Source organism: Pseudoalteromonas sp. AS84 (assembly GCF_038900255.1).
Taxonomy (GTDB): domain Bacteria; phylum Pseudomonadota; class Gammaproteobacteria; order Enterobacterales; family Alteromonadaceae; genus Pseudoalteromonas.
The window spans coordinates 40,924-54,636 of sequence record NZ_JBBMQY010000009.1; the positions used below are offsets into that span (position 1 = coordinate 40,924).

13 protein-coding genes are annotated in these 13,713 nt (G+C 40.4%); 6 read left to right on the forward strand and 7 right to left on the reverse strand.

Translation table 11 applies throughout. The features are described from left to right. The first annotated feature begins 166 nt into the window (after positions 1 to 166). The 4 genes from WNY79_RS11095 (at position 167) to WNY79_RS11110 (ending at position 5,215) form a co-directional block, all read left to right on the forward strand. Positions 167 to 1,981: an assimilatory sulfite reductase (NADPH) flavoprotein subunit gene (locus WNY79_RS11095; protein ID WP_342875879.1), complete on the forward strand. Its 1,815-nt coding sequence runs from the start codon at positions 167 to 169 to the stop codon at positions 1,979 to 1,981. Between the two features lie 61 nt (positions 1,982 to 2,042). Then, on the forward strand, positions 2,043 to 3,740 hold the full coding sequence (gene cysI / locus WNY79_RS11100) for an assimilatory sulfite reductase (NADPH) hemoprotein subunit (protein ID WP_342875880.1): 1,698 nt from the start codon (positions 2,043 to 2,045) through the stop codon (positions 3,738 to 3,740). Positions 3,741 to 3,783: 43 nt separating this feature from the next. Further along, the gene (locus WNY79_RS11105; RefSeq protein WP_024594734.1) at positions 3,784 to 4,524 is read left to right on the forward strand and encodes a phosphoadenylyl-sulfate reductase; all 741 of its coding nucleotides are present in this window, start codon (positions 3,784 to 3,786) and stop codon (positions 4,522 to 4,524) included. A gap of 142 nt (positions 4,525 to 4,666) precedes the next feature. Further along, positions 4,667 to 5,215: a DUF4124 domain-containing protein gene (locus WNY79_RS11110; RefSeq protein ID WP_342875881.1), complete on the forward strand. Its 549-nt coding sequence runs from the start codon at positions 4,667 to 4,669 to the stop codon at positions 5,213 to 5,215. Here the strand turns inward: WNY79_RS11110 and WNY79_RS11115 are convergent, their stop codons facing one another. The 4 genes from WNY79_RS11115 to WNY79_RS11130 all read right to left on the reverse strand — a co-directional run bounded on the left by WNY79_RS11115 (position 5,216) and on the right by WNY79_RS11130 (position 9,472). Beyond that, positions 5,216 to 5,470, reverse strand: coding sequence for a hypothetical protein (locus tag WNY79_RS11115; RefSeq protein ID WP_342875882.1), 255 nt, complete (start codon positions 5,468 to 5,470; stop codon positions 5,216 to 5,218). It abuts the gene before it with no gap. A 137-nt stretch (positions 5,471 to 5,607) separates the two neighbouring features. Beyond that, complete coding sequence (gene acnA / locus WNY79_RS11120; RefSeq protein WP_024600016.1) at positions 5,608 to 8,352, reverse strand: aconitate hydratase AcnA; 2,745 nt, start codon at positions 8,350 to 8,352, stop codon at positions 5,608 to 5,610. 205 nt (positions 8,353 to 8,557) lie between these two features. Further along, on the reverse strand, positions 8,558 to 8,986 hold the full coding sequence (locus tag WNY79_RS11125; RefSeq protein ID WP_182193755.1) for a hypothetical protein: 429 nt from the start codon (positions 8,984 to 8,986) through the stop codon (positions 8,558 to 8,560). A 102-nt stretch (positions 8,987 to 9,088) separates the two neighbouring features. Continuing rightward, complete coding sequence (locus tag WNY79_RS11130) at positions 9,089 to 9,472, reverse strand: RNA-binding S4 domain-containing protein (protein ID WP_342875883.1); 384 nt, start codon at positions 9,470 to 9,472, stop codon at positions 9,089 to 9,091. Positions 9,473 to 9,728: 256 nt separating this feature from the next. Between WNY79_RS11130 and WNY79_RS11135 the strand changes: the two genes are divergently transcribed. After that, positions 9,729 to 10,016, forward strand: a complete 288-nt coding sequence (locus WNY79_RS11135; RefSeq protein ID WP_024596967.1) for a hypothetical protein — start codon at positions 9,729 to 9,731, stop codon at positions 10,014 to 10,016. A 55-nt stretch (positions 10,017 to 10,071) separates the two neighbouring features. After that, complete coding sequence (locus WNY79_RS11140; protein WP_342875884.1) at positions 10,072 to 10,737, forward strand: hypothetical protein; 666 nt, start codon at positions 10,072 to 10,074, stop codon at positions 10,735 to 10,737. Between the two features lie 9 nt (positions 10,738 to 10,746). Here WNY79_RS11140 and WNY79_RS11145 read toward each other — a convergent pair whose 3' ends face one another. Genes WNY79_RS11145 through glnL form a run of 3 tightly spaced genes read right to left on the reverse strand, consistent with a single transcriptional unit; the run spans position 10,747 to position 13,705 of the window. Beyond that, positions 10,747 to 11,205, reverse strand: a complete 459-nt coding sequence (locus WNY79_RS11145) for a cyclic nucleotide-binding domain-containing protein (RefSeq protein WP_010554789.1) — start codon at positions 11,203 to 11,205, stop codon at positions 10,747 to 10,749. Positions 11,206 to 11,234: 29 nt separating this feature from the next. Further along, positions 11,235 to 12,620 (reverse strand): nitrogen regulation protein NR(I), encoded by a 1,386-nt coding sequence (ntrC, locus tag WNY79_RS11150; protein ID WP_024596969.1) that lies wholly within the window; start codon positions 12,618 to 12,620, stop codon positions 11,235 to 11,237. Positions 12,621 to 12,634: 14 nt separating this feature from the next. Next, positions 12,635 to 13,705: a nitrogen regulation protein NR(II) gene (gene glnL / locus WNY79_RS11155; RefSeq protein ID WP_076926065.1), complete on the reverse strand. Its 1,071-nt coding sequence runs from the start codon at positions 13,703 to 13,705 to the stop codon at positions 12,635 to 12,637. Positions 13,706 to 13,713 lie beyond the last annotated feature (8 nt).

Below are 13,713 nucleotides of genomic sequence, written 5' to 3' on the forward strand. Positions count from 1 at the left end.
AAATGGAATATCAAAGCAGATTCTATTCTTTTTTTATCTATGCTTAGCCCGTTATCCTGCATACTTAGAAAACCTCAACAGATACACTCTGGATGAGGTAAAACTCATTTTTAACAATACACAAAGTGTGTTGTGTTTAATTTTCAGGGTTATGGGGAATCGATTCATGTTGTTAGGTCAACTAAATGCTGCGGCAAGCCCGCTATCGCAAGATCAAGTACAAAAGCTGCAAGGTTTAGTGGCTGAGCTTAATCCAATTCAACAAGCATGGGTAAGTGGTTACTTAGCCGCTAATGCTAACTCAGCTGCATTAGGTGCTCCTACTGCTGGCGTACCGGCTGCAGGAGATGCTGCAGCGCTAACTATTTTATATGGTTCGCAAACGGGTAACGCAAAAGGCGTAGCAAGCAAAATGAAAGAGCAGGCTGAGTCGCGCGGCTTAGCGGTTAAATTGGTTAGCATGTCAGATTACAAACCAACAGCCCTGAAAAAAGAAAAGTTTTTAACCATCGTTGTATCTACTTACGGTGAAGGTGAGCCACCAGAAGACGCAGAAACACTCTATGAATTTTTAGCAACTAAAAAAGCACCAAAACTAGACGATGTAAAAATAGCCGTTATTGGTTTGGGTGATTCTAGCTATGAGTTTTTCTGCCAAACAGCAAAAGACTTTGAAGAGCGTTTAAATAAACTAGGTGCACAGACCATATATCAACGTGCTGATTTAGATGTAGATTATGAAGAAGAAGCTGCAACATGGATTGCGGGCGCAATTGACGCATTCGAACCTGATTTAAAAGCGCAACAAGAGGCCGCTGGTGGTCAAGTTGTATCAATGCCATTTGGCGCTTCAACCTCTGCAGCAAGCCAATATACAAAACAAAATCCATTTGAAGCAGAGCTATTAACTGTTCAAAAAATTACCGGTCGCGACTCAACTAAAGATGTACGCCATGTTGAAATTTCGCTTGAAGGTTCTGACATTACTTACACGCCAGGTGATTCATTAGGTGTGTACTTTTTAAATGACGATGTATTAGTTGATGAAGTACTTACACTTACTCAAATAGATGCAACAAGCATTGTAAAAGTAGGTGATGAAGAGCTAAGCGTACGCGATGCACTTATTGAAAAACTAGAGCTGACTCAGTCATACCCTGGTTTTGTAGAAAAATATGCAACTGCTACGGGCACGCCAGAGCTGCTTAAACTAGTTGAAGATAAAACTGCAATGCGCGCATACATTGAGCCTCGTCAAATATTTGATGTGATTCGCCAAAACCCAGCAAAGCTTGATGCGCAAACATTAGTAGATTGCTTACGTAAACTACAAGCGCGTTTGTACTCAATTGCATCTAGCCAAAGCGAAGTTGAAGACGAAGTACATTTAACACTAGCTCTAGTGCAGTTTGATGCATTTGATAGCGAGCATTTAGGTGGTTGTACTGGTTACTTAACTCGTCGTGCTGAAGAAGGTTGTAAAGTTAAAGTATTTAGTGAACATAACGATAATTTCCGCCTACCAACAAACGATGATACACCTGTGATCATGGTTGGCCCAGGTACCGGTATTGCGCCGTTCCGTGCATTTTTACAAGAGCGTGATTCGCGTGAAGCACAAGGCAAAAACTGGTTGTTTTTTGGTAACCCACATTTCACTCAAGACTTTTTATACCAAGTAGAAATACAGGGTTATTTAAAATCGGGTTTACTTAACAAAGTAGATGTTGCATTTAGCCGTGACCAAGCAGAAAAAGTATATGTACAAGATAAGTTACGCAGTAACAGTAAAGACGTGTTTGAATGGTTAGAAGCTGGCGCTCACTTTTATATTTGTGGCGATGCAAATCGTATGGCAAAAGATGTACACAACGCCTTGCTTGATATTGTTAAAGAAAACACAGGTAAGAGTAACGAAGACGCAGAGCAATACTTAAAAGATTTGCGTAGCGCAAACCGCTATCAGAAAGACGTGTATTAATCACGTTTCTTATTTTATTTAACAGCTAACAGCCGTCACTGTAACAAATTTAGGATTTAAAATGAGCGAACAAGATAAAAACGTAAAACTTTCTGATAACGAACGTTTGAAAAGAGAAAGTAACTTTTTACGTGGCACCATAGAAAAAGATTTAAAAGATGAAATTACTGGTGGTTTTACTGCCGACAACTTTCAGCTAATTCGTTTTCATGGCATGTACCAACAAGATGACCGCGATATACGTGGTGAGCGTGCTAAGCAAAAGCTAGAGCCGCTACATAATGTAATGTTACGTGCACGTATGCCTGGCGGTATTATTAAGCCAGAGCAGTGGCTAGCAATCGATAAGTTTGCAGATGACAAAACAAGCTACGGCAGTATTCGTTTAACAACGCGTCAAACGTTTCAGTTTCATGGTGTATTAAAGCCTAATATTAAAGGCATGCACCAAATGCTTGATAGCGTAGGTATAGACTCTATTGCTACAGCGGGTGACGTTAACCGTAATGTGCTTTGTACTACTAACCCAGTTGAGTCTGAGTTACATCAAGAAGCTTACGACTGGGCTGCAAAAATTTCTGAGCATTTATTACCAAAAACGAAAGCGTATGCCGAAATTTGGTTAAATGGCGAAAAAGCAGAAACCACAGAAGAGCCAATTTTAGGGTCTAATTACTTACCGCGTAAATTTAAAACAACGGTAACTATTCCACCTAACAACGAAGTTGATGTGCATGCGAATGACTTAAACTTTGTGGCAATTGCTGATAACGGCAAGCTTGTTGGTTTTAACGTATTAGTGGGCGGTGGCCTTGCCATGACGCACGGCGATACAGCAACTTATCCGCGTAAGGCTGATGACTTTGGCTTTATTACGCTAGAAGATACCTTAAAAATTGCAGAGCATGTTGTATCTGTGCAGCGCGATTGGGGTAATCGTTCAAACCGTAAAAATGCAAAAACTAAATACACACTAGACCGTGTAGGTGTTGATGTATTTAAAGCAGAAGTAGAAAAACGCTCAGGCGTTACGTTTGCACCAAGCCGTCCGTTTGAGTTTACTCACCGAGGGGATCGCATTGGTTGGGTTAAAGGCATTGATGGTAAGCATCACTTAACGCTATTCATTCAAAGTGGTCGTATTTTAGACTACCCAAGCAAACCGCTTAAAACAGGTTGTCGTAAAATTGCAGAAGTTCACCAAGGTGACATGCGTATGACGGCAAACCAAAACTTAATTATTGCGGGTGTACCTGCAGATCAAAAAGCCGTGATTGAAGAAATTGCACGTAGCCATGGCTTAATTGACGACACAGATTCGCAGCAACGTAAAAACTCTATGGCGTGTGTTTCACTGCCAACGTGCCCACTTGCAATGGCCGAAGCAGAGCGTTACTTACCAAGCCTAGTAGAAAAAACTGAAGCATTACTTGCTAAGCACGGTATACCAGATGACAGCATTATTATGCGCGTTGTTGGTTGCCCGAACGGCTGTGGCCGCGCAATGCTAGCCGAAGCTGGTTTAGTGGGTAAAGGCCCAGGTAAGTACAACGTTTACCTAGGTGGTAATTTAGAAGGCACACGTATTCCTAAATTGTACCTTGAGAATGTAGGCGAAGACGTTTACCTAGAAGCATTCGATAAGCTAATTGGCCAATGGGCAAGCGAGCGCAATGACGGTGAGTGTTTTGGTGACTTTGTTATACGCAAAGGCATTGTTGCTGAAGTAAAAGTGTCAGTAACCGATTTTCACGCTTAATTAAATACCAGCGCTTTGGCGCTGGTGAGGTTTGGGATTTACCATGAGTGAATTTAAAAACATTTTACAGCTAGATAAACAAAGCCAGACGGCTATGTTAGCTGATGCTAATGGTTTACTAGCGAATATGAGCGCAGAACAGCGCGTTGCATGGGCGCTTGATAACTTGCCTAATACGGCTTTTTTATCATCTAGCTTTGGTATTCAAGCGGCAGTAATGCTGCATTTAATGACCTCACAACGTCCAGATATTCCCGTTGTATTAACCGATACCGGCTATTTATTTCCTGAAACGTATCAGTTTATTGAGCAAATGAGTGAGCGTTTATCACTTAACTTAAAGGTGTATAGAGCGCCGCTTAGCCCAGCATGGCAAGAGGCTAAATTTGGTAAACTATGGGAGCAAGGCGAAGACGGCATTAAGCAATATAATCAGCTTAATAAAGTAGAGCCGATGACCCGTGCGTTAAAAGAAATAGAAGCGGGCACGTGGTTTAGTGGTCTGCGCCGCGATCAATCATCTACACGTGCTGATAAACAGTTTGTAGAAATTAGCCGTGGTACCGTTAAAGTGTACCCGATTATTGAATGGTCTAACCGCGACGTGTATCAGTATCTTACTAAGCACGATTTACCTTACCACCCATTATGGGAGCAAGGTTATGTGTCGATGGGTGACGTACATACAACACGTAAGTTAGAACCAGGAATGACTGAGGAAGAAACTCGCTTTTTTGGTTTAAACCGAGAATGTGGACTACACATGGATGGTGACGGTATTTAACGCCACTACAATGTAGTTAAATTGCAAATAAAAACGCAGCTTCGGCTGCGTTTTTATTTTTTATTAGGGTACAAAAAATTGCCTAATTAAGTATTTTTTATTAGACTCAAGGCATTAAAGGATTAATTAAAGCAGGAACGCTATGAAATACTTTACCTACTTAGCTATATCAATCATGGCTATTGCAGTCACCTCTTTGTTTTATTTAAAAAAGCCCGATGGTCAAACATGGCTTTCTGCATCATCAATTAGCAGTGAATCTCAGCAAATTAAAGAAAAAATGGTCGCGCTATCTAGCAATACTTTGGACCAAGCAGTGCAGGGCGTTAAGCAAGCTGGCGATAAAATTGCGAGCAGTATTTCTGATGAACCAATGCCTGAAAGTACCACCTCAAGCAGCAAAATTTTTAAGTGGCAAGATGAAACAGGCCAATGGCACTTTTCTGATACACCTAACCCGCATGCAAAAAGTATTGAAGTAAAACTCGATCCTAAAGACATTACTGTTATTGCTGCAGAAGACACGTCTATTTTAAATACCTCTCCAAGTACAAATACAATGTCGGCTGCACCAAAGGGGATCAGTATTTTGAACCCAGACTCTGTTAAAAAGCTATTTAATGACGCCGAAAATGTAAAAGACAAACTAGAAAAACGTAATAAAGAAATTAATAATTTAAGTGCACTTTAATTATTTAGAGTGAGTGCTTTTATGGTTTTTTAAATAACGTTTTTCGGCTTCCATTAGCAGTATGGTTAAATATATTTTAGTAGGAAGTGACAATAGCACCCCTATAGCAATACATGCCGCTGCTAAAATTATTCCTTTAATACCATGATTAACAGTGAAATAACCCGACACAATTAAAGTGTGGCCAGTCACAATAAGGCACAACCCAAGCACTATTGATGTTTTAAGCAGCCTAACTATCATTGTTTGCGACATAGTTACCTCACTAAGAGTTACCTTAGTGTAGGCACGCTTTAAATGCTTAGCATTGATTTAAGACAACAAACAGCACACATAAAAAAGCCCAGCTTATTACTAAACTGGGCTTTTAAATGTATTAACTACTGTCTTTGTTAGTCGAGCATATTACGCAGTACGTATTGTAAAATGCCGCCGTGTTTGTAGTAATCCCACTCTTTAGGGGTATCAATACGTACATCTGCACTTAAGGTGACTTTTTTACCTTCGGCATTGGTTGCAATAACGGTTACTTCATCGGTTTTATCGTACAGGCCATCAATATCAAATTGTTCTTGCCCTGTTAACCCATGTGACTCGTAGCTTTCACCTTCTTTAAATTGCAGAGGTAATACACCCATACCAATTAAGTTAGAGCGATGAATTCGCTCATAGCTTTGTGCTACAACCGCTTTAACGCCTAGTAAAAGTGAGCCTTTGGCCGCCCAGTCACGAGATGAACCCGTACCGTATTCTTTACCCGCTAAAATAATGAGAGGCGTATTATTTTTTTGATACTCCATAGCTGCATCGTAAATGCTTGCTAAATCGTTTTCTGGTTGTGTACGTGTTACACCGCCCTCAGTACCCGGGGCAAGTAAGTTTTTAAGACGTACATTGGCAAACGTGCCGCGCATCATTACTTCGTGATTACCACGGCGTGAGCCATACGAGTTAAATTGCGATTTTTCTACACCTTTCTCTTGCAAGTATAAACCTGCTGGCGCTTCTGCTTTAATAGCACCTGCTGGAGAAATATGGTCAGTAGTTACTGAATCCCCAAGCTTAGCTAAACAACGTGCGCCCTCAATCGTTGGAATACCCGGAGGTTCTACTTTCATACCATCAAAAAATGGTGCTTTTTTAATGTAGGTAGATGCGTCATCCCAATCATAAAGTTTGCCATCAGGTATTTGAATTTGCTGCCAGCGGCTATCGCCTTCGTAAACGTTAGCGTAGCTTTTTTCAAACATTTCTTTAGTTACTGTTTCTTTAACTAGGTCGCTCACTTCTTTAACGCTTGGCCAGATGTTTTTAAGGTAAATATCGTTACCATTAGCATCTTGCGCAAGGGGTTCGTTGTATACGTCAATGTCGGTTCTGCCGGCAATGGCATAGGCTACAACAAGTGGAGGTGAGGCTAAAAAGTTCATTTTCACATCTTGGTGAATACGCCCTTCAAAGTTACGGTTACCCGATAAAATAGAGCTAACCACTAATTTATGCTTTTGAATCGCATCTGATATTTCAGTCGCTAGTGGACCTGAGTTGCCAATACACGTAGTACAGCCATAGCCTACCAAGTTAAACCCTAGGCTTTCTAGGTCGTCCATCAAGCCTGCTTTTTCTAGGTAGTCGGTAACTACTTTAGAGCCTGGTGCAAGGGATGTTTTAACCCAAGGTTTTACATTAATGCCTAATTGCTTCGCTTTTTTAGCGACTAAGCCTGCGGCTAAAATAACACTTGGATTAGAGGTATTGGTACAGCTGGTAATTGCGGCAATAACACAAGCGCCATCATTTAGCTCAAACTCTTGGCCTTTAAATTTAACTTTAGCGGCACCCATAAACTGTGCTTCGTCTACTGGCTCATCTGGATTTGTTGTTGGGCCTTCACTTTCAATACGAGCTTGCTCTTCATCGCTTTTATCGCGACGAGCCATACGCTCATCTTGAAAGCCTTTTAAATGCTCGCCAATTACTTCACCCGCTTTATTTAGGGCAATTCTATCTTGTGGACGTTTAGGGCCTGCAAGGCTTGGTACAACATCGTCTAATTTAAGTTCGAGTGTATCGGTGTAGCTCGCTTCGTCGCCATCGTTACGCCATAAACCTTGGTGTTTAGCATAATCTTCAATTACCTTTAGGTGTTTTTCGTCGCGGTTTGTTAAGCGAAGGTAGTTAATGGTTTCATCATCAATCGGGAAAATACCACACGTAGCGCCGTATTCTGGTGCCATATTCGCTATGGTTGCTCTATCGGCAAGTGGTAGGTCGGCAAGGCCGTCACCATAAAACTCTACAAATTTACCCACTACACCATGGTTACGCAGTATTTCGGTTACTGTTAGTACTAAATCGGTTGCGGTTGTACCTTCAGGTAATCTGCCGCTAAGCTTCATACCGACTACTTGTGGAATCAATAAACTAATTGGCTGACCAAGCATAGCCGCTTCGGCTTCAATGCCGCCTACGCCCCAACCAAGTACACCTAAGCCATTAATCATGGTTGTATGAGAGTCGGTACCTACGAGGGTGTCTGGGTAAGCGAATTTTTTGCCATCGCGCTCTTCATTAAAAACAACACGGGCTAAATACTCTAAATTCACTTGGTGAACAATACCGGTTGCTGGTGGCACTACTTTTAAATTATCAAAAGCGGTTTGTCCCCAGCGTAAAAATTCGTAACGTTCTTTATTTCGGTCATATTCAAGCTTGGCATTTAAATCAAATGCACCATCATTACCATAACCATCTACTTGTACCGAATGGTCAATAACAAGTTCAGCTGGCGATAACGGATTTATTTTTGCAGGATCGCCACCTAGTTTTTCCATTGCGTCACGCATCGCGGCTAAATCAACAATAGCGGGTACACCGGTGAAATCTTGCATAACTACGCGAGCTGGAGTAAAGGCAACTTCAGATGCAGGTTTTGCTTGAGGATCCCAATTAAGGAGGGCTTGAATGTCTTGTTCTTTAATATTTGCGCCGTCTTCGTTTCGAAGAAGGTTTTCAAGTAATACTTTTAAGGAGAAGGGCAATCGTTTCGCTTTGTCGCCAAGTCCTTTTAGAGAATGAATATGATATTGCTCACCGTTTATTGTGAGCTGATGTTGGGTATCGAAACTATTATTCATTATTTGCCCCTTTATGAATTATAAAAATATTTTGAAGAGTGACCTCTGTAGTACTTGAGTTGCAAAGTGCATACCAATGTAAAAAGCCGTCTTTAGAGAACGAATTTTATACAATTATTATAGTAGAGATGATGCTGAAAAATTTAATTTCAAGAGATGATTTGAAAGACGAGGTAAGGTCAAAAGTTATTTTGACCTTTATTAATTACTGTAACCAACCTTGTTGCTTAGCTTTAATACTTAAATAAAGTAGAGCAATGGCAATTATGATTACAAAAACAGGCATAAATACAGCACTTGCGCCAAGCAGCTCAATACTGTTTATAACTACAAAGTTATAGTACTGCTGTAGTAAAATAGCACCGAGCGACAGTGCAAAAGTAGGTATTGCCAGCGCGTTTTTAGTAAGTAGAAACAGACAACCCAAAGTGCTTCCAAATACAGCTATAGCAAAGGCAATAGTTGACCAAATAGGAACGTTAGAGTAGGCAGCTTGTTGATCTAGCGGTAGTTTACCTATCATTTCGGGTGTCATCATCATGTGCATAGCAAATGCAATAACGCCAAGTAAGTTCCATACAAGTGCCGCCCATACAGCGGGTTTAAACCAGGTGGCTGGTGTGTTTTGTGACATATTATTACCTTGTTTTTATTATTATTAGCTAGGTAATTAAAGAGCAAAAAGGCCAACTATACAAGGTGGCCTTTTTATATAAAAAGAGGGTTTTTTAAATACTTAACCAAATGAAATAGGACGACGACCTGTTTTATCGTCAACTTTTGGCTTTTTAGTGCGCTTGCGCTTAGCTTTAGCTGGCTGATTTATTGGTTGTGGTGCAGCTTGCTTTGATTCTGCTTGAGGTTGTGCTGCAGGTTTTTCTGCAGGAACTGCATCTTCACTTAACGCAAGTTGAAAAAACTCACCATCGAATTCTAGTACATCGCCACCGTATAATTTTTTCCGCTTTATTGTACAAATTTCATGGTTAACACCCACATAGCCTTCAGTGATTAGGTTTTTAGCTTGGCCGCCACCTTCAACTAAGTTTAATACTTTTAATAATTTACAAAGCTCAATCGGCTCTTCTTCTAACTCTATTTCTATATATTCTTCGTTCATATTTGCTCTCGGTGGGGTAACGCACAGGCTTTAGTATAAAGGCTTACAGCGACTTTTGCACCAAAGCAAGTAACTTTAGATAGCTGTAATACACAATTAGTTATGAAAGTTTTTAGGTATTTTATCTGTCTTTAAAAAAACTGAAGCAATTAAAAGTTAAGCTTCGTTGCAATCTTTTTTACGTATGGCTCGCTAATTGCTAAAACTCTGGCGGATTAATCAATGTGTAATGAATACATATAAAACGGAGTAGAAAATGGGCGTAAGATTAGCAATGAAAAAAGAGCTAATGGGCTTAGATAATTCAGATATGTTGACCGCAGATGATGTTAGGTCACATCTTACTAATCAAGTAAAAGAGCAAAAGGAAAATGCTGAACGTGGTTTTTCTGTGATTTCAAAATTTAACGATCACCATAGTCGTTTAGTGAGTGGCGATATGAAAAAAAAATCGGTACTTGAATTTCAACGCCATCGTTTATTTAAAGAAGTTTTATACACCCGTAAAAGTGTTGATGCGTGGTTAGATAGCCAAACAAATTAAATTGCTATAAATAGTTACCTTTAATAGACTACAATTGTAATTTAAAAGGGTAACTATGAAAAATGGAATTTTAATATGTGTGTTGGCATTACTATTAGCTGCGTGCCAACAACCTACCGTGTATGTATTTAGTGAAAACTTGCAAGATGAACAGAGCAACCAGCTCGATGCTGCGCTAAAAGCACAATCGCTCTCTTATGAATATGTAGAGCTGGCAATCCCACCTGACTTTGGTGAAGCCACATTACTCTTATCAAGTGATAAGATTTATTCTAAAGAAACTGAGCAACTTGCGGCTATAATGCAGGGGCTAGGTTACGAGCCACAAGTTAACTATACAACGCGTTCAAATCATTTTTATGGTGATGGCAACATAGGTTTTTATTTAAAAAATGTAGTGGCGGGTACAACCTTTGTTATGCCTAAAAGGTTACGAACAACTCAATGCAGCGAAGACAAGTACAATGATTTACTTGTCACATTTACAGATAAATATGCTGACTTTACCTTACCCAGTGGCGCTGTTGTAAGGTTAGGTTGGGAGTTTTTATACGGTTACGTTGTCATTTATTACAAAAATTATTCGCAAACATACAGCCACTCGCAACCTCTTGTAAATACCCCCTTTGGTGCCAAGCCTTCAGATACTTACACTTTTACTGCGCACGTTAATAAGCCCAGTTGGCTTGATTGCTCATTGCAAATTGTTTATATGGATTGAGTGATAGAGTTAACCGTGAGTTTCTATATGTTCACTAAGTTTTGCAATACGCAAACTCATACCTTCTATAATTCGGTCTTTAATTTTTTCACGGATAACATTAGGTAAGCGGGTGAGTGCTTCAGGGGTAATAGCAAGAACTATGCTGTCGGTTTTGGCGCGTGCGCTAGTGCTGCGCTCTCGGTTATTTATAAAAGCGCCTTCACCTATAAATTCACCGGGCTCTATAGTACCAAGTTCTAGCAAATGATTATGTTTAAATACTAATAGCGCGCCGCTAAGTACAATATATAAGCGCTTGTCGTTATCGTATTGCTTAAATAAAAACTGATGCTGGCTTACTAAATATAACAGGCCGAACGACTCTAATAAGACTTGGCGCTCGCTGAGCGTAAATTCCTTAAAAAAGTGCAGCCTGTTTATAATTTCCATTTGTTTAAACAAAGGAATATGTTCGATTAGCTTCATCAATAACCAAATGTGTTAAAAGCGTTTAATCAGCTAATATTGCGCTCTTTTAATTTTCGGGTCAACGTGTTGCGTCCCCAACCAATTTTTATAGCAGCATCTTGCTTATGACCAGAACAATTAGCCAGGGCGGTTTTAATTAAACGAGTTTCTAGCTGGGCTTGAATGTCAGGCCAAATATTTTCTTTGCCTTGTTTAAGCTCTTGATTAAGCCATTGCTGAAACGCATCTAGCCAATCACCTTCTTCTTGGGTCGGCGAAGCATCCAGAATCTCCGGCGGTAAGTCTTGCTCGCTTACAAGCTCACCGGGCGCCATAACTGTAAGCCAGCGACACGTGTTTTCTAATTGGCGCACATTGCCTGGCCAATTAAATAAACGTAATTGCTCAGTCGCTTTAGGGCTCAGCACTTTGCTTTCTACTTGTAGTTCTTTAGCACTTTTATGTAAAAAGTGCTGCGATAAGCTTTCTATATCTTCAGTGCGCTCTCGAAGAGCAGGTAAACGTAGGCGCACAACATTAAGACGATGAAATAAATCATCCCTAAACTTGCCCTGTTTAACTAAATCTTCAAGGTTTTGGTGCGTAGCTGCAATAATGCGTACGTCCACTTTTATACTTTGATGGCCACCAACGCGATAAAACTCACCATCGGCAAGAACGCGTAATAAACGTGTTTGCACATCAAGTGGCATATCACCAATTTCATCTAAAAACAGTGTGCCGCCATTGGCTTGCTCAAAACGACCTTTGCGTACGCTATCTGCGCCCGTAAATGCGCCTTTTTCGTGGCCAAATAACTCTGACTCAACAAGCTCTTTTGGAATGGCTGCCATGTTAAGTGCAATAAATTGATTTTCTTTACGTGGACTATGATTGTGCAGCGCACTGGCGACAAGTTCTTTACCTGTGCCAGATTCTCCATTTATTAATACGCTCATGCTAGAAGCCGATAGTTTACCTATCGCTCTAAACACTTCTTGCATTGCGGGCGCTTCACCAATTATGTGAGCACTTTTAGGTGGAGCTTGCTTTCGTTTAGTTTTTTTAGTGGAGTTTGCTCTGCATGCGCTTTCGACGAGGGCCACTGCTTCGTTTAAATCAAACGGCTTAGCTAGGTATTCAAAAGCACCTTTTTGGAATGCATTAACTGCTGAGTCTAAATCAGAATGGGCGGTCATTATAATAACCGGCAACCCAGGGTTTTGCTCTGCAATAAGTTCAAGCAACGCCATACCATCCATGCCTGGCATTCTAACGTCAGAAACTAAAACAGTAGGTTGGCTAAACTTTAGTGCGCTTAGTACATCTTGCGCATTAGCAAAGCTCTCCGTGTTAAACCCTGAACGGGTTAGTGCCTTTTCAAGTACAAAGCGAATTGAGGCATCATCATCTACAAGCCAAACTGTTTTCATGCAAACTCCAAACATTAATCTGCAAAGGGCAGATAGATATTAAATTCAGTATGTCCAGGCCAGCTATCGCATTCTATATAGCCATCATGTTGATCTATCAGCGTTTGCGCTATTGAGAGTCCTAATCCAGAGCCACCTTCTTTATTGGTGATCATAGGGTAGAACAGTGTTTCGCGTACACTGGGATCAATTCCTGGTCCGTTATCAGATATTTGGATCAACAAGGCTTTTTTAGGTGCTTTACCTGGGCGACGATGCTGATGATTAATGCGGGTTTTTATTGTTATTTCACCGCCATCTACAAGCGCCTGTTGGGCATTTCGTACAATGTTTAATACTACTTGCTGAACTTTGCCTTGATCAATGTATACATCAGGAATACTTGGGTCGTAATCTTTAACCAAGCTAATGTTAGAACAATTATCTAACGTACTTAGCCTTGCAACTGATTCAAGTGATTGATGTATGTTGCCATACGATTTTTGTGGAAGTTGATTGGGCCCCAAAAGCCTATCTACTAATTCACGTAATCGGTCGGCTTGCTCAATGATGAGCTCAGCACATTGATCTCTTTCTTGTTGATCAACCTCATACTGCAATAACTGCGCCGCTCCGCGAATCCCACCTAAAGGATTTTTAATTTCGTGCGCTAAGCCTCTAATTAGGTTTCGGGCAGCTTGGTATTGATGCATTTGATTAGACGCTTGGTCGTGCTTAATTTCGTCATCGGTTTGGCGCCACTCAAATAAAATATAAAGCGAGCCATTAAATTTAATTTGTCGTGTACTTACGGCTACTTTCGCATGGCGAGAATCGCTAAAAACCACGTCAGCTCTATGCTGCTGGCAATCTACACCTTCAACTAGTGAGTATTGTTTTATACGCTCTAAATCGATTGAATGGTAGTTAAAAAGGCTATCAAAAGGTTGATCTAATAGGCGTTTATTACCAAGGCCAAGCAGTTCACTGGTACTGTTATTGGCATATATTACAATAAAGTTTTTATCAAGTAATATGATAGCGGTTGTTTGATTTTGCCAAATGGCATCGAGTAGCTCAGGGCTAAAGTTTTTATTATTAATCATAGCTGCAC

Coding starts and splice junctions, on each gene's coding strand:
- WNY79_RS11095 (WP_342875879.1), top strand. CDS start 167: ATGTTGTTAGGTCAACTAAATGCTGCGGCAAGCCCGCTATCGCAAGAT.
- cysI (WP_342875880.1), top strand. CDS start 2,043: ATGAGCGAACAAGATAAAAACGTAAAACTTTCTGATAACGAACGTTTG.
- WNY79_RS11105 (WP_024594734.1), top strand. CDS start 3,784: ATGAGTGAATTTAAAAACATTTTACAGCTAGATAAACAAAGCCAGACG.
- WNY79_RS11110 (WP_342875881.1), top strand. CDS start 4,667: ATGAAATACTTTACCTACTTAGCTATATCAATCATGGCTATTGCAGTC.
- WNY79_RS11115 (WP_342875882.1), bottom strand. CDS start 5,470: ATGTCGCAAACAATGATAGTTAGGCTGCTTAAAACATCAATAGTGCTT.
- acnA (WP_024600016.1), bottom strand. CDS start 8,352: ATGAATAATAGTTTCGATACCCAACATCAGCTCACAATAAACGGTGAG.
- WNY79_RS11125 (WP_182193755.1), bottom strand. CDS start 8,986: ATGTCACAAAACACACCAGCCACCTGGTTTAAACCCGCTGTATGGGCG.
- WNY79_RS11130 (WP_342875883.1), bottom strand. CDS start 9,472: ATGAACGAAGAATATATAGAAATAGAGTTAGAAGAAGAGCCGATTGAG.
- WNY79_RS11135 (WP_024596967.1), top strand. CDS start 9,729: ATGGGCGTAAGATTAGCAATGAAAAAAGAGCTAATGGGCTTAGATAAT.
- WNY79_RS11140 (WP_342875884.1), top strand. CDS start 10,072: ATGAAAAATGGAATTTTAATATGTGTGTTGGCATTACTATTAGCTGCG.
- WNY79_RS11145 (WP_010554789.1), bottom strand. CDS start 11,205: ATGAAGCTAATCGAACATATTCCTTTGTTTAAACAAATGGAAATTATA.
- ntrC (WP_024596969.1), bottom strand. CDS start 12,620: ATGAAAACAGTTTGGCTTGTAGATGATGATGCCTCAATTCGCTTTGTA.
- glnL (WP_076926065.1), bottom strand. CDS start 13,705: ATGATTAATAATAAAAACTTTAGCCCTGAGCTACTCGATGCCATTTGG.